The sequence below is a fragment of the Rothia santali genome (genome assembly GCF_024199905.1).
In the GTDB taxonomy this organism is placed as follows: domain Bacteria; phylum Actinomycetota; class Actinomycetes; order Actinomycetales; family Micrococcaceae; genus Rothia; species Rothia santali.
The window spans coordinates 12,975-39,497 of the sequence record NZ_JANAFB010000029.1 but is presented as its reverse complement, the minus strand read 5'-3'; the positions used below and the strand labels follow the sequence as shown (position 1 = coordinate 39,497).

Below are 26,523 nucleotides of genomic sequence, written 5' to 3'. Positions count from 1 at the left end.
TCGGCGACGCTCGGCGCGGTGCCGCCGCGGTGCGAGATCGGCAGCATCAGCAGCATCGAGCAGACGATGATGACCAGCAGGAACAGGGTGATCGAGATCCGGGCGGGCGAGGTGCCGAAGAGGCGGGGGGCGCGCGCGCGGGACCCCGGGGCGGCGCCGCCGGGGCGCCCACGCGGCCGGTGACCTCCAGCCCCCCGCCCCGCCGGTCCGGGGCCCTCCGCCGGGGCCCGGCGTAAACTCGGTTCGAATCCACACCCCGGCGGTCGCACCGCCCACCGTCGAAAGGACGTCACCCCAGTGCTACGCACGCATACACTCGGCGAACTGACCGCCGCCAACATCGGAGAGACCGTCACCCTCGCCGGCTGGGTCGCCCGCCGCCGCGACCACGGCGGCGTCGCCTTCGTGGACCTCCGCGACCGCGAGGGCGTCACCCAGTGCGTCTTCCACGACGAGGCGGACTTCGAGGCGCTGCGCAACGAGTACGTCCTGCAGGTGACCGGCGAGGTCCGGCGCCGCCCCGAGGGCAACGAGAACGCCAACCTGGTGACCGGCGAGATCGAGGTCGAGGTCGCCTCGACCCAGGTGCTGAACACCGCCGCGCCGCTGCCGTTCCAGATCGACGAGCACGTCGAGGTCGGCGAGGAGGCGCGCCTGCGCCACCGCTACCTGGACCTGCGCCGGCCCGCCCCGGCGTCCATCATGCGCCTGCGCTCCGAAGCCAACCGCGTGGCCCGCGAGCTGCTGCACGAGGACGGCTACCTCGAGGTCGAGACGCCGACCATGACCCGCTCGACCCCCGAGGGCGCCCGCGACTTCGTGGTCCCGGCCCGCCTGGCCCCCGGCTCCTGGTACGCGCTGCCGCAGTCGCCGCAGCTGTTCAAGCAGCTGCTGCAGGTCGGTGGCGTCGAGAAGTACTACCAGATCGCGCGCTGCTACCGCGACGAGGACTTCCGCGCCGACCGCCAGCCCGAGTTCACCCAGCTGGACATCGAGGCCTCCTTCGTGGAGCAGGACGACGTCATCGACCTCGGCGAGCGGATCGTCGCCGCGCTGTGGTCGCTGATCGACGTCGAGATCCCGCGCCCGATCCGCCGGATGACCTACGCCGAGGCCATGGAGAAGTACGGCACGGACAAGCCGGACCTGCGCTTCGGGCTCGAGCTGACCGAGCTGACCGAGTACTTCCGGGACACCACCTTCCGCGTGTTCAAGGCCCCCTACGTGGGTGCCGTCGTGATGCCCGGCGGCGCCTCCCAGGCCCGCCGCACGCTCGACGCGTGGCAGGAGTGGGCCAAGCAGCGCGGCGCCAAGGGGCTTGCCTACGTGCTGGTCCAGGAGGACGGCTCGCTGACCGGCCCGGTGGCCAAGAACATTACCGAGGCCGAGCGCGAGGGGCTCGCGGCCGCGACCGGCGCGCAGCCGGGGGACTGCATCTTCTTCGGCGCCGGCGAGCGGCGGGCCTCGCGGGCCCTGCTGGGCGCCGCGCGCGTGGAGATCGGCCACCGCACCGGCCTGATCAAGGACGGCGACTGGGCCTTCGTGTGGGTCGTGGACGCGCCCATGTTCGAGTCCGCCTCCGACGCCGTGGAGTCAGGCGACGTCGCGCTGGGCAGCTCCGCGTGGACCGCGGTGCACCACGCGTTCACCGCGCCCAAGCCGGAGTTCGCCGAGACCTTCGACACCGACCCGGGCGAGGCCCTGGCCTACGCCTACGACATCGTGTGCAACGGCAACGAGATCGGCGGCGGCTCGATCCGCATCCACCGCCAGGACGTCCAGGAGCGCGTCTTCGGCGTCATGGGCATCGGGGAGGCCGAGGCGCAGGAGAAGTTCGGCTTCCTGCTCGACGCCTTCCAGTACGGCGCGCCCCCGCACGGTGGGATCGCGTTCGGTTGGGACCGCGTCGTCGCCCTGCTGGCCGGGACCGACTCGATCCGCGAGGTCATCGCGTTCCCCAAGACCGGCAACGGCTACGACCCGCTGACCTCCGCCCCGGCGCCCATCACGCCGGAGCAGCGCAAGGAGACCGGCGTGGACGCCAAGCCGAAGAAGGCCGCGGAGGCCTCGGAGAAGTAGTCCGACGCGTGCCGCTCGGGGGCGCACGGGACGGGGCCTGGTGGTCCCGTACCGTGCGCCCCTTCGCGTGGCGGCGGGGCCCGCTCTGTGCGCCCCTTCGCTTCCCCGCGGGGCCCGCTCCTTGCGCTCCCTCCTTCCTGCGGCTCCCGTCCCGCGAGCCCTTCCGCGTCCCTTCGGGGCCCGCTTCGGCCTCGGCGAACCGCCGCGACCGGGGCGGGCCCGGCCGGTAGAGTGGGCCGCATGCGCATCGTGCTCCAGACCGTCTCCCGTGCCCGCGTGACCTCCGAGGAGGAGGTCGTGGGGGAAATCCAGGGCCCCGGACTGCTCGCCCTAGTGGGCATCACGCACGACGACGGCCCCGCCGAGGTCGCCAAGCTCGCCGAGAAGACGTGGGGCCTGCGCGTGCTGCCCGGGGAGCGCTCTTGCTCCGACGAGGGCGCTCCCATCCTGGCGGTCAGCCAGTTCACCCTCTACGGCGACGCCCGGAAGGGCCGGCGACCCTCCTGGTCCGCGGCCGCGCCGGGCCCGGTCTCGGAGCCGCTCTTCGACGCCTACGTCGCCCGGCTGCGGGAGCTGGGCGCGCGCGTGGAGACCGGCCGCTTCGGCGCCCGCATGGAGGTCGACCTCGTCAACGACGGGCCGTTCACCCTCGTCCTGGACAGCGCGGAGCTGATGCCCGCGGGGCGGGGGGACGCGTGACCCGGTCCCTGTTCGACCAGGCCGACGACGACGAGCGGCCCGCCGCGGCGGGAGCCGCCCACCCGGCGGCGGGCCCCGGCACCCCCTCCCCGGAGCCCGCCCGGGCCACCGGCGGCGCCCGCTCCGCCGCGCCCGCGCTCCGCTGGCGGTCCGCATGCGCCCGCGCACCGTCGAGGAGATCGTCGGCCAGCAGCATGCGCTGACCCCCGGCTCCCCGCTGCGGGTCCTGGCGGGCGAGGACTCCGGGCCCGCGGGCCCCTCCTCGGTCATCCTCTGGGGCCCGCCCGGGACCGGCAAGACGACCATCGCCCACGTCATCGCGCGCGGCACCGGCCGGAAGTTCGTCGAGCTCTCGGCCATCACCGCCGGCGTCAAGGACGTCCGCGCCGTGATGGACCAGGCGCTGACGGACCGGGACCTGCACGGCATGACCACCGTGCTGTTCCTCGACGAGATCCACCGGTTCACCAAGGCGCAGCAGGACGCGCTGCTGCCCGGCGTCGAGAACCGCTGGGTGGTCCTGGTCGCCGCGACCACCGAGAACCCCTCCTTCTCGGTCATCTCGCCCCTGCTCTCGCGCTCGATCCTCGTGACCCTGAAGCCCCTCGAGGACGCCGACCTGGGCGCGCTGCTGGACCGCGCCGTCGAGGACCCCCGGGGCCTGGGCGGCTCCGTGGAGCTCGACGACGCCGCACGCCGGCACCTGATCGAGCTGTGCAGCGGCGACGCCCGCCGCGCCCTGACCAGCCTGGAGGCCGCCGCGGCCGTGGCCTACGGCGAGGCCGAGGCGGAGGGCGGGGACGGCGCCGAGGGCGAGGACGGCGCCGAGGACGGCGCGGAGGGCCCCGTCGAGATCACCCAGAAGCACACGGAGGAGGCCCTGGACCGGGCCGCCCTGCGCTACGACCGCGCCGGGGACCAGCACTACGACGTCGTCTCCGCGTTCATCAAGTCCATCCGCGGCTCCGACGCCGACGCCGCCCTGCACTACCTCGCCCGCATGATCGAGGCCGGCGAGGACGCGCGGTTCATCGCCCGCCGCCTGGTGGTCCACGCGAGCGAGGACGTCGGGATGGCCGACCCCACGGCCCTGCAGGCCGCGGTGGCCGCGGCCCAGGCGGTCCAGCTGATCGGCATGCCCGAGGCGCGGATCAACCTGGCCCAGGCGGTCATCCACCTGGCCACGGCCCCGAAGTCCAACGCCGTCATCACCGCGATCGACGCCGCCCTGGCCGACGTGCGCGCCGGGGGAGCGGGCCCGGTCCCCGTCCACCTGCGGGACGCCCACTACGGCGAGGCCGCCCGGCTCGGCCACGGCCGCGGCTACGTCTACGCCCACGACGCGCCGCACGCCGTCGCCGCCCAGCAGTACGCGCCGGACAAGCTCGTGGGCCGCGAGTACTACCGGCCCACCGAGTACGGCGCCGAGAAGGGCCTTAAGCGCCGCCTCGAGATCCTGCGGGACCTGCTGCGCGGGCGCCGCGGGGGCTGAGGGGCGCGGGACCCGATGCGCGGACGCCGGGGGAGCCGAGGGGCATGAGACCCGCCGGCCGGACGCCGGGACGGCCGGCCGACGCGGGGCCGCCCGTCGAGACGCAGGACACGTCAGGCGGGTGCCGCGCGGCACTGACATTCCCCGCCGGTTCGTCTAGGGTGGATGGTTGGCTGGCAAGCCGCCCAAAACGCGCCCCTCGCGGGTGATCACCGGGCGGTTGTAGCAAGGGTTGCGGCTGACCCGAGCTCTCCACCGCGCAAAACCGTGCGCGGACTCCCACGGAGGCCAGTCCGCCAGAACAAATGATGCCGGGCTACCGCGCCCGGGATCACCCGCATGAAAGGCACATACGTGGCTACTAACAGCAAGCGCGCACGCAACCTGGTGCGCAAGTCCCGCGCCCTCGGGATCGCCCTGACCCCGAAGGCCGAGAAGTACTTCGAGCGTCGCCCCTACGGTCCCGGCCAGCACGGCCGCGCCCGCAAGAAGGCGGACTCGGACTACGCTGTCCGTCTGCGCGAGAAGCAGCGTCTTCGCGCCCAGTACAACATCCGCGAGGCGCAGATGCGCCGGGCCTACGCCGAGGCCAAGCGCGTCGAGGGCCAGACCGGTGAGAACCTGGTCGAGATCCTCGAGTCGCGCCTCGACGCCCTGGTGCTGCGTTCGGGCTTCGCCCGGACCATCGCCCAGGCCCGCCAGCTCGTGGTGCACCGTCACATCATGGTCGACGGCGTCCGCGTGGACCGCCCGTCCTTCCGCGTGAAGGCCGGTCAGCTCATCCACGTGCACCCGCGCTCGGAGAAGATGGAGCCGTTCCAGGTCGCCGCCACCGGCGCGCACCAGGATGTCCTCCCGGACACCCCGGCCTACCTGAACGTCGAGATCGACAAGCTGCACGCGAAGCTCGAGCACGCCCCCAAGCGCGCCGAGGTTCCCGTGACCTGCGAAGAGCAGCTCGTGGTCGAGTACTACGCCCGCATGGCGTAGCCACTCGATGCGGACCGACGGCCCGGGGCACCTGCCACGGGCCGTCGGCACGTTAAAAGCGGCATGACGTAAACTGGGGGACGGTGCCCGCCCGGGGACGACCCGGAGGGCGCGCCAGCCACCACATCAGCCACCGAGGGGACGGTTCATCTATGACGGGCGGAGAGATCGCAGGGCTCATCGCGGCGGCGGTGTTCGCCGTGCTCGTGGCACTGCTGGCGATGCCCATCATCAAGCTGGGCAGGGTCTTCGACGAGACCCGCGAGATGGTCCGGCAGCTCAACGAGGGCACGGGGCCGCTGATCGAGGAGTTCACCCGGACCGTGGCCACGACCAACTCGCAGCTGGAGAAGGTCGACGGCATCACCGACAACGTCTCGGACGCCTCGGCCAACGTCTCCGCGCTCTCGAGCCTGGTCGCCTCCACCGTGGGGCAGCCGCTGATCAAGATGGCCGCATTCTCCTACGGGGTGCGCAAGGCCTTCAAGCCGCAGGACGGCGCCGGGGGACCCGGCGCCGCCGGCCCGGCTGAGGGCGGTGAGCCTCGATGAGCGCCTGGGGACGCGTCGGCATGCTCCTGGCGGGCGCGGCCGTCGGCTACGTCGCGGCCAAGCGAGGCCGCCGGGCGGGCGGGGCCGCGGGCGAGCTCCTGGCCCTCGGCGAGCCGGGGCCCGCGGAGGCACGCCCGCCCACCGCTCCGGCGAGGGGACGACGCTGGGGCGGCTCTGGTCGGCCCCGCCGCCGAGCCGCTGCGCCGCGGCGCGCTCGGGGCCCTGCGCTTCGCCGCCACCGTCAAGCAGGGGATGCAGGAGCGCGAGGCCGAGCTCAACGGCCGCTACGCCCAGCCGGTGGACCGCCAGCGAGCCCACGCGTGGCGGGACGACTCGACGACGTCGTTCCGGCCCCTGCGCCCCGGGCCCGACGCCGTCGAGCCGGGTCCGCCGCCCGCTCCCGGCCCCCGCCCCGGTTCCGGCCGCGACGACGCCGCCCCCCGCCGCGACGACGACCTCCCCGGCGACTTCTTCACGGGGCGCGGCGCCTGACGGTCCCCGGCCTCCACCCCTGCCCAGATCCCATCGGACGAAAGACGACTCACGCCACCATGCTCTCCCAGGACATCACCCAGCGCTGGATCACCTACTTCGAGGAGCGCGGCCACACCGTCGTGCCCTCCTCCTCGCTGATCTCCCACGAGCCCGGCTCGATGTTCACCATCGCCGGCATGGTCCCCTTCATCCCGTACTTCCTGGGCCGGGAGGCAGCCCCCTACTCGCGCGCCGTCTCGGTTCAGAAGTGCATCCGCACCCTGGACATCGACGAGGTCGGCAAGACCGCCCGCCACGGCACCTTCTTCCAGATGGCCGGCAACTTCTCCTTCGGCGACTACTTCAAGAAGGAGGTCATCCCCTTCGCGTACAACCTGCTGACCTCCTCGCTCGAGGACGGCGGCTACGGGCTGGACCCCGAGCGCCTGTGGGTCACCGTGTACGAGGGCGACCAGGAGGCCTACGACATCTGGACCCGCGACGTCGGCTTCCCCGCCGAGCGCGTGCAGCGGATGAACATGGACGAGAACTACTGGTCCACGGGTCAGCCCGGCCCCGCTGGCCCCGACTCCGAGATCTTCTACGACCGTGGCCCCGAGCACGGCCGCGAGGGCGGTCCCGCCGTCGACGACGAGCGCTACATCGAGATCTGGAACCTCGTGTTCATGCAGTTCCAGCGCGGCGAGGGGACCGGCAAGAACGACTTCGAGATCCTCGGCGAGCTGCCGAAGAAGAACATCGACACCGGCCTCGGCGTCGAGCGCCTGGCCATGCTGCTGCAGGGCGCGGAGAACTTCTACGAGACCGACCAGGTCCGCCCCGTCCTGGACCGGGCCTCCGAGCTGTCCGGCAAGCCCTACAGCGGCTCCGAGTCCTCCGCGGACGAGGGCTACGAGGACGACGTGCGCATGCGCGTCGTGGCGGACCACGTCCGCTCCTCGCTCATGCTCATCACCGACGGCGTGACCCCCTCCAACGAGGGCCGCGGTTACATCCTGCGCCGCCTGCTGCGCCGCGCGATCCGCGCGATGCGCCTGCTCGGCGTCACCGAGCCCTGCCTGCCCGAGCTGCTGCCCGTCTCCCGGGACGCGATGAAGGGCACCTACCCCGAGGTCGCGACCGACTACGAGCGGATCAGCCGGATCGCCTACGCCGAGGAGCGGGCCTTCCTGCACACCATCGAGTCCGGCACCGCGCGCCTCGGCGAGGCCGTGACCCAGGCGAAGTCCGGCGGCTCGGTCGTCTCCGGCGAGGACGCCTTCGCCCTGCACGACACCTACGGCTTCCCGATCGACCTGACGCTGGAGATGGCGGCCGAGGCCGGCGTCTCCGTGGACGAGGGCGCCTTCCGCTCCCTCATGGACGAGCAGCGCCGCCGGGCCCAGGCCGACGCCAAGGCCAAGAAGGGCGCGCACGCCGACCTCTCGGCCTTCCGCGAGCTCGCCGACGAGCGCGCCTCGCTGTTCACCGGCTACACCCAGCTGCGCACCGAGACCACGCTCCGGGCCCTGCTGGTCGACGGCGTGCCCGCGCCGGCGGCCGGCGTGGGCCAGGAGGTCGAGGTCGTGCTGGACGAGACCCCGTTCTACGCCGAGGCCGGCGGCCAGGCGGCCGACACGGGCCTGATCACCGGCCACGGGTTCACCCTGCGTGTCTCGGACGTCCAGCAGCCGGTCAAGGGCCTCTCCGTGCACCGCGCCAAGGTCACCGAGGGCGAGGTCGTTGTGGGCAGCGACGTCGTCGCCCAGGTGGACGTCCAGCGCCGCCGCGACGGCGAGAAGGCCCACTCCGGCACCCACGTGATCCACGCGGCCCTGCACACGGTGCTCGGGCCCGAGGCGCTGCAGCGCGGCTCCTTCAACAAGGAGGGCTACCTGCGCTTCGACTTCTCGTGGGCCGAGGGGCTCTCCGAGTCCGCGCGCCAGGAGGTCGAGGAGGTCTCCAACACGGCCATCCGGGACAACCACGAGGTGGTCACCCGCGAGATGCCGCTGGCCGAGGCCAAGGCCATGGGCGCGACCAGCCTGTTCGGCGAGAAGTACGGCGACGTCGTGCGCGTCGTCGAGATCAACGGCGAGTTCTCCCGGGAGCTGTGCGGCGGGACGCACGTCGGCTCCTCGGCCGAGATCGGCTCGCTCTCGCTGATCTCCGAGGCGTCGGTCGGCTCCGGCAACCGGCGCGTCGAGGCGCTCGTGGGCCTCGACTCCTTCAACCACCTCGCGGCCGAGCGCACGCTGGTCAGCCAGCTCACCTCGCTGCTGAAGGTGCAGTCCTCCGCGGACCTCCCGGAGAAGGTCTCCTCGACCCTCGACCGGCTCAAGAGCGCGGAGAAGGAGCTCGAGAAGCTGCGCCGGGAGAAGCTGCAGGCCGAGGCCGGGCGGCTCACCGAGAAGGCCGAGCTCGTGGGCGGGGTCCGCCTGCTGGTGCACGACGCCGGCGAGGTCGCCCCGGACGAGGTCCGCTCGCTCGCCACGGACCTGCGCCACCGCCTCGGCGGCGACGCGGCCGCCGTGGCCGTGGCCGGCGCCCAGAAGGGCCGCCCGGTGGTCGTCGTGGCCACCAACGAGGCCGCCCGCGAGGCCGGGATCAAGGCCGGCGCCCTGGTCCGCACCGCGGCCGGCGTGCTCGGCGGCGGCGGCGGCGGCAAGGACGACCTCGCCCAGGGCGGCGGTCAGGACCCGGCCAAGATCGGGGCGGCCTTCGACGCCGTCAAGGCCCAGGTCTCGGCGGACGCCAAGTAGAAGCGACGGATCGGGGGAGGCGGCGCGTGTTCGAGCGAGGAGTGTGGATGGGGGTCGACGTGGGCAACGCCCGCGTCGGCCTGGCCCTGAGCGACCCGGACGGGATCCTCGCGACCCCGCTGAAGACCCTCAAGCGCAACCTGAACACCGACTCGGACCGCCGGGTGCTGCGCAAGCTCCTGGCGGTCCACGGGGTCACCGAGGTCTACGTGGGCTGGCCCCGGACCATGCGGGGCGGCTCGAGCGCGTCCACGGCCATGGCCGAGGAGTACGCGGCCGGGCTGGTCGCCGAGCTCGCCGAGGACGGCGCGTCGATCCCCGTGTGGCTGGTGGACGAGCGCCTCTCGACCGTCTCCGCGCACCGCTCGCTCCACGAGGCCGGCAGGTCCTCGCGCGACTTCCGCTCCGTGGTGGACCAGGTGGCCGCCGTCAACATCCTCCAGCAGTGCCTCGACGCGCTGAAGAACGACCAATCGCTGGCCGGGCATCGCGTGCGGCCGCAGGACGAGGAGACCGCGGGGCCTGGCGCCCCGCCCTCCGCGCCCGACCAGATGGGAGACCCTTCGTGAACCACGAATCCTCATGGCGCCGCCGCCGACGCCGCGACGAGGGCGAGACCCTGCACGGTCTCCTCGCGCCCACCGAGGCCGAGGAGCGGGCGGGCTTCCGCGGCCTCCCGGTCGAGCACGAGGAGGTCTCCCCGGAGGAGGCCAAGCGGCGGCACGTCCGGCGCCGCAACTCGCTGCTGACCGCGATCGCGGTCTTCGCCGTCGCGCTGATCGTGTCCGGGGCCATCATCGGCCCGCGGTTCGGGCTTTTCCAGACCAAGGACTACGGCGGGGGCGGCAAAGGCAACGCCGGGGCCGCCAACGCCTCGGGGGGGGAGGGGGGGGGCGCGGGGGCGCCTGCCCGCCGGGGAGGCGGGGGGGGGGTGCTCGCGCGCGAGGCCCCCGGGGCCCCCCCCGCCGATGAAGAGGTGGCCGGTGTCGAAGCAGATCGGCACCGAGGAGCCGGCGAGGACCCGTTCCAGGTCCTCCCGCGTCTCGACCATGGTGCCCACGTGCGGGTGCAGCGCGACGGCGACGCCGGCGGCCTCCGCGAGCGCGACGATCCGGTCGACGTTGCCGAACAGCGTCTGCCAGCCGGCGTCGTCCAGGACGGGGCGGGCGGCGTCGTACCCGTCGACGCCGGTGGCCGCCGCGAGGACCAGGGTCCCGGCGCCCGCGGAGCGGTATCCGGCGAGCTCCCGCTCAATCGCGGGCGCGGGGTCCGTCCCCGGGTCGTGGAGCACGACGGGGACGAAGCCGCCGACGGCGCGCAGCCCGTGCGCGGAGAGCACCTCGGCCTTGCGCGCCGGGTCCTCGGGCAGGAAGCCCTCGGGGCCGAACTCGGTGGCCGTGAAGCCCAGCTCGCCCATCTCGGCGAGCACGCGCTCGGAGTCGATCTGGTGCCCCCAGCCGGGGACCTCGCACACGCCCCAGGAGATGGGGGCGGCGGCAATCTTGTGGTGGGTCATGGTTCCTCCTCGGGATGTCGGGTGTGGGGTGGGGCCGGCGTTCGACGGCGCCGGGCGGCTAGGCAGTCGGGGTGGTGGTTCGATGGCGAAGGTGGGTCGAGGGCGGGCCCGGCGGCGGGCCGGCGGCGGACCCGGCAGTGCACAGACGGACCGCGGCCGCGTCAGCGGGCCGTGGCCGCCGGGGCGCCGCCGTCGAACACTGCCCGGACCGCCTCGGCTGCCTGGACGAACGTGGCCTCCGCGGCCCGCGCGCTCAGCCCCATCACGTGCGGGGTGAGCACGGTGGCCGGATGCCGGTAGAGCGGGTGCGGCCGGGCCGGCTCCGGGTCGAAGGCGTCCAGGCCGAGCCCGGCCAGCCGCCCCGACTCCAGCGCCGCGAGCGCGGCGTCCTCGTCCACCAGGCCGCCCCGGCTGACGTTGACCAGGAACGCGCCCTCGCGCATCCGGCCCAGCGCCGCGGCGTCGATCAGGTGCCGGGTCCGCTCGAGGAGCGGCAGGTGCAGCGTCACGGCGTCGGCAGCCCCCAGGAGGTCCTCGAGGCGCTCGGTCCGGATCTCGTCCGGGACCTCCGCGACCGGGTCGTAGGCCAGCACGTCCATGCCGAACGCGGCCGCCAGCTCGCGGACCCGCCGGCCGATCCGGCCGTACCCCACGATCCCCAGCGTCGCGCCCTCCAGGTCCCCGACCGGGATGGAGGCCCGCTCGGCCCAGCCCCCGCCGCGGACCAGCTCGGTGAGCGGGGCGAGCCGCTTGACCAGGTGCAGCAGGTGCGCGAAGGCGCCCTCGGCGACCGCGTGGGTGTTGCTGCCGGGCGTCACGGCCACGGGGATCCCGCGGCGGGCGGCGGCGTCGAGGTCCACCAGGTCGGTGCCGACGCCGGTGCGGGCCAGGACCCGCAGGCGCGGCATCGCGGCCAGCTGCTCCTCGCCCACCGGGACCGCGGCACGGACGATCGCGCCCTCGGCCCGGGCGAGGTCCTCCGGCGTCGGCTCGGGGCGGAACTCGACGCCGTCCCCCAGCGTCGGCTCGACGCTGGCCGGGGGCACCGGGCCGAGTCCGACGACGAGTCGCCGCTCACCCATGCCGCGCCTCCTCCCGGCGCCGCGCCGCGCTGGTGCCCGGCACCTGCTCTACGGACTCCCAGCCGCCGCTCGCCGCGGAGGCCTCGGCCGCGTAGACCACGCGGTTGGCCGCCAGGGCGTCGTGGACGTCGGCGTGGGCCGAGTCCCCGCCGAGGTAGGCCTGCAGGAACTTCTTGGCCTCGATGACCTTGAGGTCGTCGTAGCCCATGCTCGTCCCGGCCCCGGGCTGGAACTTCTCGAAGTCGCCGAAGCCGGCGGCCGCCATCACGCGGGTGTACCCCACGTGCGGGCCGGTGTGGCCCAGGGCCAGCTGCAGCTCGTTCATCCGCTCGAAGTCCCAGCGCAGCGAGCCCTCCGTGCCATAGACCTCGATCCCGTAGCTGGCCCGCGGGCCCACCGTCACCCGGGAGGCCTCCAGCGTGCCGATCGCCCCGGCGCCCACGGCGTCGTCCCCGAAGCGCACGAGCATCGCCGCGTAGTCCTCGTTCTCGACCGGGAGCATCTCCCCGTCCTCGATGACCGCGAAGTGGGTGCCGCTGCCCATCGGCAGCTTGGGGCGCTCGGTGTACACGGTCGAGGTCGCGGCCGTGACCTCGGAGATCGGCCCCACCACGTAGTGGGAGAGGTCCGCGAGGTGGCCCATGAGGTCCCCCAGCACCCCGGAGCCGGCCAGGTTCCGAATGAACCGCCAGGACAGGGCGCCGTTGGGCTCGGCCGAGTAGTCGGCGAAGAACGCGCCGCGCACGTTGGTGATCCGCCCGAGCTTGCCGGTCGCGACCAGCTCGCGGGCGTACTCGATCGCTGGGGCGTTGCGGTAGTTGAAGCCCACCGCGGTGGGCACCCCGGCGTCGTCGGCGGCCGCGGCCACCGAGGCGGTCTCCTCGGCGGAGCGGCCCACCGGCTTCTCGATCCAGAACGCCTTGCCGGCGGCCGCGGCGGCCCGCCCCATCTCGGCGTGCAGAAAGTTGGGCGCGCAGATCGAGACGACCTCGATCTCCGGGTTGGCCAGCACCTCGTGGTAGTCGGTGGTGCCCGACTCGTAGCCGAGGACGTCGACGGCGTACTGCGCGCGCTCCTCGGAGGTGTCCGCGGCCTGGACCAGCCGCGGCCGGATGCCCAGCTCCGGGTAGACGACGGGCAGGCTCGCGTAGGCGCGGCTGTGCAGCTTGCCCATCCAGCCGACGCTGATGAGGCCGACGCCGATCTCGCGGATCTCGTTCATGATGCTCCTTGGGGGGTCTAGGTGTGGTCCGGTGCCAGCCGCTGCACGAGCGAGCTCGTGGCGGCGGCCAGGAGGGTCGAGTCGGAGCCGACGGCGAGGAAGCGGAAGCCCTGCTCGGCCCGCTCCTGCGCGGCCTCGGCCGTGGGGCTCAGCGTACCCGCGCAGATCCCGGCCGAGGAGGCCGCGGCCAGCACGCGCTCGACGGCGGCGCGGAAGGCCTCCGAGTCGAAGTCCAGCGGCGTGCCGAGCGCGTAGGAGAGGTCGAGCGGGCCGACGAAGAGGGCGTCGACGCCGTCGATCGCGGCGATCTCCTCGACCTCCTCGAGCGCCCCGATCGTCTCGATCTGCACGATCGCGATCGCCTCCCGGTTGCTCCGGCGCAGGGCCTCGCGGTCCAGGCCCCAGCGCACCGAGCGGTTGTAGGTCGCGACGCCGCGGTCGCCCTCGGGCGGGTAGCGCAGGTGGCGGACCGCCTCGCGGACCTCCTCCGCGCTGCTGAGGCGGGGCAGCATGACGCCGGCCGCACCGGCGTCGAGCGCCCGGCCGATCCGGGTGCGGTCGGCCTGCTCCACCCGGACCAGCGTCGCGGCGCCGTAGGCCCCGGTGGCCACGGCGGTCGGGCCGACGTGCTCCTCGGTCCCGCCGCCGTGCTCCAGGTCCAGCAGGACCCACTCAGCGCCGGCGGCGGCCATGACCTCCGCGGCGGCGGGCGTGCCCAGCCCGGAGAACGAGCCCACGGTCCGGTGGCCCTCCCGGATCCGGCGGGCGAGCGCCCCTCGGTTCAGCGGCGTGATCATACGTGCCACCTCTGTCCCGCGAGCCCTTCCTCGTACTCCGCGCGGAGGGGCCGGACCCACTCCTGGTCGCTGACCTCGGCCGGCGCGACGTCCCAGAAGACGCCGGAGCCCGGCAGGTCCACCAGGGGGACGGTCGGCACCACGATGACGACCGGGCCGCGGGCCCCGCGGGTCTCGTCCAGCGCGCGGCGCACCTGCTCGGCGCTGATGGCCCGGATGGCCCGGGCGCCGAGGCCGCCGCCGATGCCCTCCAGGTCCACTTCGAGGTAGTCGCCCTCGAGGCGGCCGCCCTCGCCCTCCTCGCGGTAGCGGAAGTCGTTGCCGAACTGCTCGCCGTACTTCATCATCTGCAGGCGGCGGATGACCTGGTACCCGTGGTTCTCGGAGACGACGTAGGTGACGTCCAGCCGCTCCTGGGCCGCGGTGAGGATCTCGGTGGGGTTGAGCAGGAAGGTGCCGTCGCCGATGAACACGGTCACCCGCTTCTCCGGCTCGGGGTTCGCCAGCCGGACGCCGATCCCGGCCGGGATCTCGTAGCCCATGCAGGAGAAGCCGAACTCGAGGTGGCACGCGCGCTCTCCGGTGGCGTCCCAGACCTTGAGGAGGTCGCCCGGGGGGCCTCCCGCCGCGGCGATCACCGTGTCGCCCGGCCGGGCGTGCTCCTGGAGCAGGCCGATGAGCTGGCCCTGGGTGATCTCGGCGTCGGTCTCGGGGATCTCGACGCCGTCCGCCTCGGCGGCCGCGCGGTCGAACGGCGTGCCGGGGTCCAGCGCGCGGGCCCGCTCGGGGGCCCACTCGGCCTTCCGATCCGCGATCTCCTCGCTCCACGCGGTGGGGACGCGGTGGCCGGCCAGGCGCTCGACCAGGCCCTCGAGCCCCAGGCGGGCATCGCCCACCACGGCCGCGGCGCCCTGCTTGAGGGCGTCCAGCTCGGCGACGTTGACCGAGGCGAAGCGCACCTCGGGGTTCCGGAACATCGTCTGGGACCCGGTCGAGAAGTCGGTCAGCCGGGTGCCGACGCTGAGCACGAGGTCGGCCTGCGCGACCAGCCGGTTGGTGGCCGGGTTGCCCTCCAGGCCGATGCCGCCGAGGAACCACCCGGCGTCGTGCTGGACCGCGCCCTTGCCGCCGAAGGTCTCGGCGACCGGGATGCCGGTGGCCTCGGCGAGGCCCTCCAGGGCGGCGGTCGCGTCGGAGTAGTGGACGCCGCCGCCGGCGATCAGCAGGGGGCGCTCGGCCGCGCGGATCAGCGCGGCGACCCCGTCCAGCTCGTCGGGGGCCGGGATGGGGCGGCGGATGACCCAGTCGCGCGGCTCGAAGAGCGCGGCCGGGAAGTCGTAGGCGTGGGACTGGATGTCCTGGGGCAGGGAGAGCACCACCGCGCCGGTCTCGACCGGGTTGGCGAGCACCCGGAAGGCCTGGGGCAGGGCGGTGACCAGCTGCTCCGGGCGGGTGATCCGGTCGAAGAACCGGGAGACCGGGCGGAAGGCGTCGTTGACGGTGAGCCCGGGGTCGGCGGGGTCCTCGAGCTGCTGCAGGACCGGGCCCTGGCGGCGGGTCGCGTAGGTGTCCCCGGGCAGGAGCAGCAGGGGCAGGCGGTTGACGGTCGCGAGCGCGGCGGCGGTGACCAGGTTCATCGCGCCGGGGCCGATCGAGGCGCTGACCGCGAGGGTCTGGCGACGCCGGGTGGCCTTGGCCAGCGCCGAGCCGGCGTGGCCCAGGGCCTGCTCGTTGCGGCCCTGGATGAAGGGCAGCTCGTCCGAGTACTGCGAGAACGCCTGGCTGAACCTGGCGACGTTGCCGTGGCCGAAGATGCCGGCCGCGGCGGGGACGAAGCGCTGCCGCTTCCCGTCGGCCACGGAGTGCTGGGCGGTGATGAACTTGACCACCGCCTGCGCCACGGTCAGGCGGACGGTCTTCTCGGGGTGGGTCATGGTCTTCCTTCGGGTGCGGGGCGGGCGGGCGTGTCGGTGTCTCGGGTGGGCGCGGGTCGTCGGGCCGGGCGGCGAGTCGTCACCGTGTGCCGCGGCCGGTGACGACTCGTCGTCGTCAGCTCCAGGGGCGGCCGTGGAGGATCACGGTCTTGCTCTCGGTCATCTCCTCAACCGCGGCGCGCGGCCCCTCCTTGCCGATGCCGCTGGCCTTGAGGCCGCCGTAGGGCATGAGGTCGGCCCGCCATAGCGGGGTCCAGTTGACGTGCACGACGCCGGCGTCGATCTCCCGCGCCGCGCGCACGGCGGCGTCGACGTCGCGGGTGAACACGCCCGCGGCCAGGCCGTAGGCGGAGTTGTTGGCGGTGCGCAGGGCGGCCGCGGCGTCGGGCGCGGTGGAGATCGCGACCGCGGGGCCGAAGAGCTCCTCCTGGGCGATGGCGGAGTCGGGGTCGACGCCGGTCAGGACCGCGGGCTGGACCATCGCGCCGTCCCGCTCGCCACCGAGGGCGAGGCGGGCGCCGTCGTCGACCGCGCGGCGGATCGACTGCTCGACGCGCCGGGCCTCCTTCTCGGTGATCAGGGTGCCGACGGTCGTGTCGGGCGAGGACGGGTCGCCCGTGCGCAGCCGCGCGACCCGGGCGGTCAGCGCCTCGGCGAAGTCCGCGGCCACGGCCTCGTGCGCGACGACGCGCTGGACCGAGATGCAGACCTGGCCGGCGTTGATGTACCCGCCGGCGGCGACGGCGTCGGCGGCCAGCTCGAGGTCGGCGTCGGGCAGCACCACGACCGGCGCCGAGGAGCCGAGCTCGAGCGAGAGCTTCTTGACGCCCGCGATCGACGCGATGTGCTCCCCCACCCCGGTGGATCCGGTGAAGGAGATCTTACGGACCCGGGGGTCGGCGACGATCGCGTCGCCCAGCTGGGCGCCCGCGCCGGTGAGCACCGAGAGCACGCCCTCGGGCAGGCCGGCATCCACGAAGCACTCGGCGAGCGCGAGCGCGGTGAGCGGGGTGGTCCCGGCCGGCTTGAGGATCACCGCGTTGCCCGCGGCCAGCGCCGGGGCGACCTTGTGGTTGACCAGCAGCGCCGGGTAGTTGAAGGGCGTGATCGCGGCGACGATGCCGACCGGCTGGCGCAGCGTGAAGCCGAGCTTCTCCTGGCCCGTGCCGCGGTTGGCGTCCAGCGGGAGGGTCTGGCCGTAGAGCTGGGTGCCCTCGAAGGCCGCGAGGCGGATGATGTCGCCCGAGCGGCGGGCCTCGCCCTGCGCCTCGGCGAGGGTCTTGCCGTTCTCGGCGCTCAGGATCTCGCCGATGCGCTCGGCGCGCTCGTCGGCCAGGGCGGCGGCGCGGAGGAGGACGTCGGAGCGCTCGTGGGCCGGGGTGCGGCGCCAGCGGGCGGCACCGGCCTCGGCCGCGCGGATCGCCCGCTCGACGTCGTCGGGGCCGGCCGCGGCGACCTCGCCGACCACCCGCCCGTCGTAGGGGGAGGTGACCTGCCGGGTCTCGCTGGAGGTCCCGGCGGCGGCCTGCCAGCTGCCGCCGATGAGCAGTTCGCTGCGGGTCATGGCGCTCCTTCGCGTCGTGAGAAGTTTTGGACCGGTCCAATTTTCCGACCTACGCGATGTTCGGAAAATTGAACCGGTCCAAGTAATCTAGAGTGATGCAGGGCACGCTGTCAACGACGGCACGCGCTGCCCGCGGATTCACCGCCTCTCGAAAGGACCACACGCATGACGAACCCTCTCAGGATCGGCCTCTTCGGCACCGGCCGGATCGGCCAGGTGCACGCGGCCAACGCCGCCTCGCTGCCCGGGACCACGCTGCGCTGGATCTGCGACCCAGCCCTGGACCGCGGGCGGGAGACCGCCGAGCGGTACGGCTGCCCCGGCGTCACGGGCAGCCCCGAGGAGCTGCTCGCAGCCGGGGACCTCGACGCCGTCGTCGTCGCCTCCCCCACGCCCACCCACGTAGGACTGATCGAGGCCTGCATCGATCGCGGCCTGCCGGTCCTCTGCGAGAAGCCCATCCACCTGGACATCCGGCGGGTCGACGCGCTGCGGGAGAAGGCCCGCGCGGCGAGCACGCCGATCGCCATCGGCTTCAACCGCCGCTTCGACCCCAGCATCGCGGACCTGCACCGGACGGTGCGGGAGGGCGGCGTCGGGCGCCTGGAGCAGCTGACCATCGTCAGCCGGGACCCCGAGCCGCCGGGCGCGGCCTACCTCGCCGCCTCGGGCGGGATCTTCCGCGACATGACCATCCACGACCTCGACGTCGCGCGCTTCTTCATCCCCGAGATCGTCGAGGTCACGGCCCGGGCGGAGCAGAGCTTCAGCCCGGAGGTGGCCGCGGCCAACGACTACGACACCGCGACCGTGGTGCTGCGCGGGGCCGGGGGCGAGATCGTCACGATCGTCAACTCGCGGCACTGCAGCTACGGCTACGACCAGCGGCTGGAGGCCTTCGGCGACGCGGGCGCGGCGCGGGTCGAGAACCTGCTCCCGCTGACGACTCGTCGCTTCGGGGCCGACGCCGCGGAGGGCACCACCGCGCCGTACTACTCCTCCTTCGTCGACCGGTACGCCGAGGCCTACCGCGCCGAGCTGCGCGAGTTCGCCGAGGGCGTCCGCTCGGGGACGGTGCGCAATCCGGGCTTCGAGGACGGCCGCGCGGCCCTGGTGCTGGCCGACGCCGCCCAGGAGTCCGCGGAGAGCGGCGTCGCGGTGGCGGTGGACCCGAGCGGCCTCGCGGGGGGCGAGGGGCGCGAGGGGCTCTCGGCATCGGCCGGGCGCGGCGCCGCGGCGGGACCGGCCTCGTGAGCACCCCGCGCTCCGCGAGCCCGACGCCGCCCGCCGCCGCACCGCGCCTGGTCGCCACCTGCTGGACCAGCGCGGGGACCGCCATGCCGGGGGCCTCCCCCGAGCTGAGCCCCTTCGACGCGCTCGAGCGGGTCCGCGTCGCGGCCGAGGAGGGCTGGGCGGGCGTCGGCTTCGGCCAGGACGACCTGCGCCGGGTCCGCGAGACCATCGGCTTCCCCGCCCTGCGGGAGCGCATCGAGGCGGCCGGCCTGGAGCACGTGGAGGTCGAGCTGTGCTCCGGGTGGTGGGAGGAGGACGCCACCTGGCGGGAGACCTGGGAGCTGCTGCTCGACGCCGCGGAGGCCCTCGGCGCCGCGTTCGTCAAGGCGGGCACGGCCTTCGGGGAGCCGGTGGCCGACGTCGGACCCCTGGTGGGGCCGTTCCGACGGCTCGCGGAGGAGGCGGCTGCCCGAGGGACGCGCGTGGCGCTGGAGCCGCTGCCCTTCGCGATGGTCGCCTCGGTCCCGCAGGGCGCCGAGCTGGTGCGCCGGGCGGGGCATCCGGCGGGCGGGCTCGTCGTCGACTTCTGGCACGTCTTCCGGGCCGGCACGACGCTGGCCGAGCTGGAGCGCTGCCTCGCGCCGGGGGACGTGTTCGGCGTCGAGCTGTGCGACGCCGACGCCGAACCCGCCGCGGGCGCGACCCTCTTCGAGGACACCCGCGACCACCGGCGGCTGATCGGCGCGGGCGACCAGGACGTGGCAGGGTTCGTCGCCACGATGCGCCGGGTGGGGTTCGAGGGGCCGTGGGGCGTGGAGATCCTTTCGCGCGAGCACCGGCGGCTGCCCCTGCGCGAGGCGCTGACGGCCGCCCGAGACTCGGCGCTGCCGGTGCTGCGCGGCGCGGCCTGAGTCGGCGGAGCACCGGGGCGCGGCTGAGTCGCCAACCGCGAGCCGGGGCGCGGCCTGAGTCGCCAACCGCGAGCCGGGCGACGATCCGGTGAGCTGCCACCCGCCGACCCCTCGCCTCACCCCAGCGTCGAGGCGCGCATCACCAGCCCGGGCCGTACCAGCTCCTCGTCACCGGGAGCGTCCGGGTCCTCGAGCGCGGCGAGGACCCGCTCGGCCGCGAGCCGCCCGATCTCCGCGTTGCGCGGGTCCACCGAGGTCAGCGAGATGCGGGGCAGGCCCGCGAGGTAGGTGTTGTCGAAGCCCGCGACCGCGAGATCCCGCGGCAGGGTCAGCCCCGCCTCCTCCGCGGCGGCCTGCACGCCGATCGCGGCCAGGTCGTTGACGGCGATAACGGCGGTGGGCCGGGGGTCGCTCGCGAGCAGCCGCGCGCCGGCGTCGGCGCCCTCGCGCTCGCCGTAGGAGGCGGGGTGGACGATCTCCTCGAGCCCCCGGGTCCGGCACGCCTCGAGGTAGGCGTCGAGCCGCAGGCGGGAGACGCCGCCGCCCTCCCCGCCCACGAAGGCGATGCGGCGGTGGCCCCGCTCCACGAGGTGGTCGAAGAGCAGCTCCATGCCCGCCCGGTCGTCGACGCGGACGGAGGTCTGCCCGGCGTCGGCCTCCGGCGCGGCGCTCGCGTAGACCAGGGGGATGCCCCGCGGCAGGGCCGAGGCGTCGGCCACCGTGCCGATGACCATCAGCGCGCGGGGGCGCAGGTCCTGGAGCATGGCCATGACGCGGTCGTCCACGATCCCGTACCGCTCGCCCGCCCCCGCGACGCCGGGCACGCTCGCGCTGGTGATGAGGCCGTACTGGCCGTGGGCGTCGAGGACGGCGCGGGCGGCGTCGGCGATGTCGGCGAACAGCGGGTTGCGCAGGTCCACCACCACGACGCCGATGAAGGGCGAGCCCTCGGCCGCGAGCGAGCGGGCCAGGAAGTTGGGCTGGTAGCCGAGCTCCTCCGCGGCGTCGCGGATCCGGCGCAGGCGCGACTCGCTGACCCGCGCGGGGTCCTTGAACGCCAGGGAGACCAGGGACTTGGAGACCCCCGCCTGCGCGGCGACGTCGCGGATGGTGGCCCGCGGGGCGGCGCCTGCTGGCTTGCTCATGGGGACCATCTTGGCACAGGAGGGCGGCGGACCGACGTCGCCCGGCCGGGCCCCGCGCCGTTACCGCGCGCGGGGTGCCTCGGGGACCGCGGCCTCCGGCAGCGCCCGCCGGATCCGGTCGGTGGCGGCGTCGAGGGAGTCGGTGACCACCCCGGCGGCCGCCCGCGCGTCGCCGGAGGTCACGGCCTCCAGGAAGCGCTCGTGGTAGGCCAGGAGGGAGGAGGGCTCCCCCCGGTCCAGCTCCTCCCGGACCCCGACGATCTTGAAGTGCCGGCAGCGCCCCCAGAGCGAGCGGATCGAGTCCACCAGCACGGGGTTGCCGGTGGCTGCGTAGACGACCGAGAGGATCTCCTCGTCGCGGTCCAGGTAGTCGATGACGCTGCGGCGCTCCAGGGCCTCGCGCACGGCCCGGTCCAGCTGGGCCAGCCGCTCGACGTCGTCCGCCGTGACCCGGAAGGCCCCGCGCTCCGCCGCGCCCACCTCGAGCAGCCGCCGCACCTCGTAGACGTGCAGCAGCTCCTCGGGCGTGAAGTCCTTGACCACCGCGCCCCGGTAGGGCTTGGTCTCGACCAGGCCGGCCTCCTCGAGGCGCTTGATGGCCTCGCGGACCGGCATGACGCTGATGCCCAGCTCGGCCGCGAGGTCGCGGATCTGGAGCCGGCGGCCGGCGGCGTACTCGCCGCTCACGATCGCCGCGTGGACGGCCTCGAAGGCCTGGTCGCCGACGCGGGCACCCGTCTCGAGCTTCGATAACACCATGTCCTCCACTATAGCCAGACGGCACCGCCGTCAGCCCTGCTTGATCCGGTCCAGGGCCCCGGTCTCGATCGCGGTCTTCCACCATTCCGCGCCCTGGATGCCCAGGGCCTCCGGGTCGAAGGTCGGGTCCACCCCGGCGCGCCGCTGCCGGTCGTAGTCCTTGACCACCTTCCAGACCACCGGCGTCAGCAGCAGGACGCTGATCATGTTCAGCCACGCCAGCAGCCCGTACCCGATGTCGCCGGCCGCCCACATCGCATCGGCGCTGACGACCGCCCCGAAGAAGGAGATCGCGAGCGCCCCCGCCTTGAGGATGTTCTCCAGGAGCCGGTTGCGCCGCTCCCCGAGGATGAAGACCAGGTTGGTCGTGGCGACGTAGTAGAAGAACACCTGGGAGGTGAACGCGAACAGGAGCACCGCGACGGCCACGAAGACGCTACCCCACCCCGTCAGGGAGGTGTCGATGGCCTCCTGCACGAAGTTCGGCCCGGCCACCACGCCCGGCACGTTGTCGACGATGAAGCCGCCGCCGACGCTGTCCACGACGTGGTACCTGCCGGTGATGACGATCATGAGTCCCGTGGCCATGCAGATCAGCAGCAGGTCGATGTAGATGCTGAACGCCTGGATGACGCCCTGCTTCCCGGGGTGGCTCGCCCGGGCGGCGGCCGCGGAGAAGGTGCCCTCGCCGAACCCGGTCGCCGAGGCGAACACGGCCCGCCGCACGCCCCAGGCGACGGCGTAGCCCACGATGCCGCCGAAGACCTGGTCGATGCCCAGGCCCGAGAGCACGATGACGCTCAGCGCCTCCGGGACCCGCTCGAGGTTGAAGCAGATGACGACCAGCGCGGTCAGCAGGTAGCCGATCGCCATGAAGGGCACCACGGCCTGCGCGACGTGGACGATGCGCTTGGTCCCGCCGATGATGACCAGGGCGAGGAGACCGGTGACGATCAGGCCGGTGCCCCAGGTCGGCAGGCCGAAGGCGAGCTCGGCGCTCGAGGCGATGTTGTTGGCCTGGATGCCGGGGAAGACGAAGCCGTAGCCGAGCATCGCGGTCAGGGCGACGATCATCGCGAGCCAGGGGAGCTTGAGCCCGAACCTGATGTAGTACGGCATCCCGCCGCGGTCCTCGTCGTGGAGGTGCCGCTTGTAGACCTGGGCCAGCACGGCCTCGGCGTAGGCGCACGTCGACCCCAGGAGTCCCGTGATCACCATCCAGAGGAGGGAGCCGGGCCCGCCCATGGCGATCGCCGTCGCGACGCCCGCGATGCTGCCGACGCCGACGCGGCTCGACATGGTGAGCGCGAGCGTCTGGAACGAGGACAGCCCGCCCTCGCCGCTCTTGCTGTGCCGCAGCTGACTGATCATGTCCGGCAGCCTGCGGAACTGCACGCCTTTGGTCACGAAGGTGAAGAACGCGCCCACGGCGAGCGCGAAGTACGCCAGGGGATCCCAGATCCAGCCGCTGATGGTCGTCAGTGCTTCCATCGTTACTCTCCGATGTGTGGTGACACCCATCACGAAGATGCCGCCATGCTACACGAGACCCCCGCCGCCTCCAACAGGCCGGCAGAGGCCCGCCCCCGGGGAAGCGAAGTGGTCGCGGGGCATTGACATCTCCCTCCGGGTCCCCAACAATAATGTCATTGTGATCACATATCACGGCATCAGCAGCCCCGCGGCGCCCCGCTGTCCCATCATTCACTGACACCCATGACGAGGTCCGCGGCTCGCCCCGGGGCCGCTGATGCCCCTCACCCCCCCTCACGCGACGCCAGGAGACCGATGACCGCCGACGACGCCGCCCTCCGGCGCCCCATGAGCGTCGAGCCGGAGGCGCTGCGGCGGCTCTGCGTCGCGGCGGCGCGCCGCTCGGGCGCGGACCGCGAGACCGCGGAGGCCCTGGCCCGCTCGATCGTCCTCGCCGAACGGCGCGGCCGCCCCCAAGTGGGCGTCACACACCTGCTCGACTACCTCGCGGCGCTCGAGGCGGGCGCCATCCGCGGCGATGCCGAGCCGCTCACGGACCGCCGCGGCGTCGTCCTCCGGGCCGACGCCCGCCGGAACATCCCGCACGTCGCCTTCGAGCGGCTGCTGCCGGAGCTGACCGCCGAGGCCCGGCGCAGCGGCGTCGCGGTCCTGGCCGTGCGCGAGGCCTACACCTGCGGCGAGCTCGGCCACTTCACCTCGGCCGTGGCCGAGGAGGGCCTCGTGGCGCTGGCCGCCGCGAACTCGCCCGCCCTGGTGGCCCTCGGCGCCGCGGGCGGCGCGGTGCTGGGCACCAACCCCTTCTCCCTCGCGGCCCCGGCCCCCGAGGCCCCCGTGCTCGTGGACCAGGGCATCGGCCGGGTGGCCTACGTGTCCATCCGGGAGGCCGCGCAGCGCGGCGAGAGCCTGCCCCCGGGCTGGGCCCTGGACCGGGACGGCCGCGAGACCTCCGACGCCGGCGCGGCGCTCGAGGGCTCGCTGCTGCCCGACGGCCTCAAGGCCGCCAACCTCGGCCTGGTCGTGGAGATCCTCGCGGGCCTGGCCGGCGGGTCCTGGTCGGTCGACGCCCCGCCCTTCGACGGCGGGGCCGAGAGCCCGCGCGTCGGCCTCTTCCTCCTGGCCCTCGACCCCGAGCTGGCCGGCCCGGGCTTCCTGGACCGGCTCGGACGGCACGTCGCGCGCCTGGAGCGGGAGCACGGCGTCGCCGTCCCGGGCCGGCGCCGCGCGCGCCTGGACCGCGTGGAGCTCGACGCCGCCCTGCTGGCCGACCTGCGGCGTCGGGCCGGGGAAGCCGAGATCGCAAGAAGGCTCCGGGACCGCCCCGCGAGATGAGCCGAACCCGCCCCATCGCAGAGGCCGGGCCCGCCACCCCGAGGGATGGCGGGCCCGGCCTCCCGGCGCGGTTCACCGGCGCGTGCGCGGCGTCAGCGTCCGTGGTTGATCTGCACGTGCTTGGTCCGGGAGTAGTCCTGGAGCGCGTAGATCGAGAGGTCGCGGCCGTAGCCGGAGCCCTTGAACCCGCCCCAGGGGACCTCGTTGGCCAGGACCAGGTGGGAGTTGACCCACACCGTGCCGGCGTCGATGCGCTGGGGCACCTCGAGCGAGCGCGCGGCGTCGCGGGTGAACACCGAGGCCGCGAGGCCGTAGGGCACCTCGTTGGCGCGCCGGATGGCCTCCTCCTCGTCGGAGAAGGTCTCCACAGTGACCACGGGTCCGAAGATCTCCTCCTGCGAGGCCTCGGAGCCGGGCGCGACGCCGGTCAGGACGGTCGGAGCGACGAAGAAGCCCGCGCCCTCCGCGGCCCCGCCGCCGATCGCCGCCGTGGCCCCGTCGGCCTGGGCGCGCTCGAGGAAGCCGAGCACGCGCTCGTAGTGGTCCTTCGAGACCAGCGGGCCGATCTCGACGTCGTCCCCGGCCGCCGGGTCCCCCACCACGAGGGAGGAGACCTGCTCCACCAGCAGCTCGACGAAGCGCTCCGCGACCGACTCGTGGACCAGGACGCGCGTGCCGGCCCCGCACTCCTGACCGGAGTTCCAGTACCCGGCCGCGCGCAGGGCCTCGGCGGCCTGCGGCAGGTCCGCGTCCTCGAAGATCACCACCGGCGCCTTGCCGCCCAGCTCGAGGTGCACGCGCTTGAGCGACTCGCTGGCGCCGGCCGCGACCGCCTGACCGCTGCCGACGCTGCCGGTCACGGCCACCAGCGCGATGTCCGGGTGCTCGGAGAGCCGGGCCCCGACCTCGCGGCCCTGCCCCGTGACGACGTTGAACACGCCGTCGGGCAGCAGGTCCCCGACGATCTCGAGCAGCTTGAGCGTGGTCAGCGGCGTCTGCTCCGCCGGCTTGAGCACCAGGGTGTTGCCCGCGGCCAGGATCGGCGCGATCTTCCAGGCGCCCATGAGCAGGGGGTAGTTCCAGGGCACGATCGCCCCGACCACGCCCACCGGCTCGCGCAGGACGATCGAGGTGTGGTCCTTGACGTACTGGGCCGAGCCGAGCTCGGTGAAGGCCCGGCAGGCGCCGGCGCAGAAGCGGAAGATGTCCACGGTGCCGGCGACGTCGTCGTCGGCCACCTCGCGGGGCTTGCCGGCGTTGAAGGCCTCCAGGCGGGCCAGCACGTCCGCGTGCTCCTCGATGCGGTCCGCGATCTTCAGCAGCAGCTCGGAGCGCTCCTTGGGCGTGATGCCGCGCCAGGCGGGGAAGGCCGCCGACGCCGCGTCCACGGCCTGGTCGACCTGATCCACGGTGCCCCGCGGCACGTCGGCGATGGCCTCGCCGGTCGCGGGGTTCACCAGGGTCGTGACGTTCCCGGAGACCTCGTCCCGGAACGCGCCGTCGATGTAGTTCTTCAGCGGCGGAAGCTCGGAGGTCTCGACCAGCGCGGCGCGGGCCTCGCGGCGGACCTTGATATTGGTGGGTGCTGCGGTCATCACTTGCTCACCTTCTCCAGCGAGGCCAGGGCCTCCTCGATGCGTGCGTTGGCTGCGGGCGAGATCTCGCCCATGGGGCTGCGGGGCGCGCCCACCGGCTCCCCCTGGATCCGCAGGCCGGCCTTGACGGCGGCGATGAACGGCTCCGAGATCATCGCGTCGATGACGGGGTACAGGCGGGCCCACTCGGCGCGTGCCTCGTCAAGGCGGCCCTCGGTCACGGCGCGGTAGACCGAGACGATCTCCCCGGGCACCACGTTGGCGGCCCCGGCCATGACGCCGGCCGCGCCCTCCAGCAGGGCGCTGTAGATGAACGTGTCCCACCCGATGAAGGTGTCGATCACGTCGCCGTGGTGGTGGATCAGGCGCAGGGCCTGCTCCCAGTCGACGCTCGAGTCCTTGATGTAGCGGATGTTCTCGTGCTTCCGGGCGAGGCGGCCCACGGTGTCGGGGTCGAGGTTCACGCCCGTGGCGCCGGGGATGTTGTACAGCATGACCGGGAGCTCGACCGAGGAGGAGACCTCCTCGATGTAGGCCACGGTCTCCTCGAGCGAGAGCGGCTCGTAGTAGGGGGTGACCAGCATGAGGACGTCGGCGCCGGCCGCGCGGGCCGCCTCGGAGTGGCGGAGCGCCTCCTGGGTTGTCGTCGCGCCGGTCTGGGCGATGACGGGGACCCGGCCGCCCACGTGCTCGGTGACGGCGTCGACCAGCCGGCGCCGCTCGTCGGGGGTGAGGGAGGCGAACTCCCCGGTGGAGCCGCCGGCGACGACGCCGTTCACGCCGGCCTCCACGGACCGGTCGACGACGCGCCGCAGGGCGGGGACGTCGATGTTCTCGTCGGCGTCGAAGGGGGTGGTCAGTGCGGTGAGGACACCGCGGATCTCCTGGGGCATGA

The 26,523-nt window shown here is 73.9% G+C and carries 23 protein-coding genes; 12 read left to right on the top strand and 11 right to left on the bottom strand.

Going from position 1 to position 26,523, the window contains the following annotated elements; translation table 11 throughout:
- The 9 genes from NBM05_RS11310 to ruvX all read left to right on the top strand — a co-directional run.
- Positions 1–183 (top strand): hypothetical protein (locus tag NBM05_RS11310; protein WP_254167407.1); only part of this gene is annotated, 183 nt, incomplete at its 5' end.
- Between the two features lie 114 nt (positions 184–297).
- Complete coding sequence (aspS, locus tag NBM05_RS11305; RefSeq protein WP_254167405.1) at positions 298–2,079, top strand: aspartate--tRNA ligase; 1,782 nt, start codon at positions 298–300, stop codon at positions 2,077–2,079.
- 240 nt (positions 2,080–2,319) lie between these two features.
- Positions 2,320–2,778, top strand: coding sequence for a D-aminoacyl-tRNA deacylase (gene dtd / locus NBM05_RS11300; RefSeq protein WP_254167403.1), 459 nt, complete (start codon positions 2,320–2,322; stop codon positions 2,776–2,778).
- A 154-nt stretch (positions 2,779–2,932) separates the two neighbouring features.
- Complete coding sequence (locus NBM05_RS11295; protein ID WP_373689325.1) at positions 2,933–4,270, top strand: replication-associated recombination protein A; 1,338 nt, start codon at positions 2,933–2,935, stop codon at positions 4,268–4,270.
- 339 nt (positions 4,271–4,609) lie between these two features.
- Positions 4,610–5,260, top strand: a complete 651-nt coding sequence (rpsD, locus tag NBM05_RS11290; protein ID WP_254167401.1) for a 30S ribosomal protein S4 — start codon at positions 4,610–4,612, stop codon at positions 5,258–5,260.
- A gap of 152 nt (positions 5,261–5,412) precedes the next feature.
- The gene (locus tag NBM05_RS11285) at positions 5,413–5,811 is read left to right on the top strand and encodes a DUF948 domain-containing protein (RefSeq protein WP_254167399.1); all 399 of its coding nucleotides are present in this window, start codon (positions 5,413–5,415) and stop codon (positions 5,809–5,811) included.
- Positions 5,812–6,063: 252 nt separating this feature from the next.
- Positions 6,064–6,303: a hypothetical protein gene (locus NBM05_RS11280; protein ID WP_254167397.1), complete on the top strand. Its 240-nt coding sequence runs from the start codon at positions 6,064–6,066 to the stop codon at positions 6,301–6,303.
- A 59-nt stretch (positions 6,304–6,362) separates the two neighbouring features.
- Entirely contained in the window at positions 6,363–9,047 is a 2,685-nt protein-coding gene (gene alaS / locus NBM05_RS11275; protein WP_254167395.1) for an alanine--tRNA ligase, read from the top strand.
- 47 nt (positions 9,048–9,094) lie between these two features.
- Complete coding sequence (gene ruvX, locus NBM05_RS11270) at positions 9,095–9,616, top strand: Holliday junction resolvase RuvX (protein WP_254167394.1); 522 nt, start codon at positions 9,095–9,097, stop codon at positions 9,614–9,616.
- Between the two features lie 11 nt (positions 9,617–9,627).
- On the opposite strand, the gene NBM05_RS11265 is transcribed toward ruvX, so the two are convergent.
- The 6 genes from NBM05_RS11265 to NBM05_RS11240 form a co-directional block, all read right to left on the bottom strand.
- Positions 9,628–10,563, bottom strand: a complete 936-nt coding sequence (locus NBM05_RS11265; protein WP_254167392.1) for a sugar phosphate isomerase/epimerase family protein — start codon at positions 10,561–10,563, stop codon at positions 9,628–9,630.
- Positions 10,564–10,724: 161 nt separating this feature from the next.
- Positions 10,725–11,645 carry an NAD(P)-dependent oxidoreductase gene (locus NBM05_RS11260; RefSeq protein WP_254167390.1) on the bottom strand — a complete coding sequence of 307 codons (921 nt, stop codon included), beginning with the start codon at positions 11,643–11,645 and terminating at the stop codon, positions 10,725–10,727.
- Positions 11,638–12,867, bottom strand: coding sequence for a Gfo/Idh/MocA family protein (locus NBM05_RS11255; RefSeq protein WP_254167389.1), 1,230 nt, complete (start codon positions 12,865–12,867; stop codon positions 11,638–11,640). Before NBM05_RS11255 ends, NBM05_RS11260 begins: the two co-directional genes overlap by 8 nt.
- A gap of 17 nt (positions 12,868–12,884) precedes the next feature.
- Entirely contained in the window at positions 12,885–13,664 is a 780-nt protein-coding gene (locus tag NBM05_RS11250; RefSeq protein ID WP_254167387.1) for an HpcH/HpaI aldolase family protein, read from the bottom strand.
- Positions 13,661–15,598 (bottom strand): 3D-(3,5/4)-trihydroxycyclohexane-1,2-dione acylhydrolase (decyclizing), encoded by a 1,938-nt coding sequence (gene iolD / locus NBM05_RS11245; RefSeq protein WP_254167385.1) that lies wholly within the window; start codon positions 15,596–15,598, stop codon positions 13,661–13,663. Before iolD ends, NBM05_RS11250 begins: the two co-directional genes overlap by 4 nt.
- 115 nt (positions 15,599–15,713) lie before the next feature.
- Entirely contained in the window at positions 15,714–17,162 is a 1,449-nt protein-coding gene (locus NBM05_RS11240; protein WP_254167378.1) for an aldehyde dehydrogenase family protein, read from the bottom strand.
- Between the two features lie 165 nt (positions 17,163–17,327).
- Here NBM05_RS11240 and NBM05_RS11235 point away from each other — a divergent pair, with 165 nt between their 5' ends.
- Positions 17,328–18,416 (top strand): Gfo/Idh/MocA family protein, encoded by a 1,089-nt coding sequence (locus NBM05_RS11235; protein ID WP_254167376.1) that lies wholly within the window; start codon positions 17,328–17,330, stop codon positions 18,414–18,416.
- Positions 18,413–19,306, top strand: a complete 894-nt coding sequence (locus NBM05_RS11230; RefSeq protein ID WP_254167374.1) for a sugar phosphate isomerase/epimerase family protein — start codon at positions 18,413–18,415, stop codon at positions 19,304–19,306. The genes NBM05_RS11235 and NBM05_RS11230 overlap by 4 nt, the downstream gene beginning before the upstream one ends.
- 116 nt (positions 19,307–19,422) lie before the next feature.
- Here the strand turns inward: NBM05_RS11230 and NBM05_RS11225 are convergent, their stop codons facing one another.
- From NBM05_RS11225 to NBM05_RS11215, 3 genes are read right to left on the bottom strand one after another with little or no spacing between them, the layout of a single operon-like run.
- A complete protein-coding gene (locus NBM05_RS11225; protein ID WP_254167372.1) occupies positions 19,423–20,451 on the bottom strand; it encodes a LacI family DNA-binding transcriptional regulator in 1,029 nt (342 codons plus the stop codon).
- 60 nt (positions 20,452–20,511) lie between these two features.
- Entirely contained in the window at positions 20,512–21,210 is a 699-nt protein-coding gene (locus tag NBM05_RS11220; RefSeq protein WP_254167371.1) for a GntR family transcriptional regulator, read from the bottom strand.
- A gap of 30 nt (positions 21,211–21,240) precedes the next feature.
- Positions 21,241–22,701, bottom strand: coding sequence for an alanine/glycine:cation symporter family protein (locus tag NBM05_RS11215; RefSeq protein ID WP_254167369.1), 1,461 nt, complete (start codon positions 22,699–22,701; stop codon positions 21,241–21,243).
- 297 nt (positions 22,702–22,998) lie between these two features.
- Here NBM05_RS11215 and NBM05_RS11210 point away from each other — a divergent pair, with 297 nt between their 5' ends.
- On the top strand, positions 22,999–24,033 hold the full coding sequence (locus tag NBM05_RS11210) for an Ldh family oxidoreductase (RefSeq protein ID WP_254167367.1): 1,035 nt from the start codon (positions 22,999–23,001) through the stop codon (positions 24,031–24,033).
- A 92-nt stretch (positions 24,034–24,125) separates the two neighbouring features.
- Here the strand turns inward: NBM05_RS11210 and NBM05_RS11205 are convergent, their stop codons facing one another.
- Both NBM05_RS11205 and dapA read right to left on the bottom strand, forming a co-directional pair.
- Positions 24,126–25,628 (bottom strand): aminobutyraldehyde dehydrogenase, encoded by a 1,503-nt coding sequence (locus tag NBM05_RS11205; RefSeq protein ID WP_254167365.1) that lies wholly within the window; start codon positions 25,626–25,628, stop codon positions 24,126–24,128.
- Positions 25,628–26,521 carry a 4-hydroxy-tetrahydrodipicolinate synthase gene (gene dapA, locus NBM05_RS11200; RefSeq protein WP_254167363.1) on the bottom strand — a complete coding sequence of 298 codons (894 nt, stop codon included), beginning with the start codon at positions 26,519–26,521 and terminating at the stop codon, positions 25,628–25,630. The genes NBM05_RS11205 and dapA overlap by 1 nt, the downstream gene beginning before the upstream one ends.
- Between the last annotated feature and the right edge of the window lie 2 nt (positions 26,522–26,523).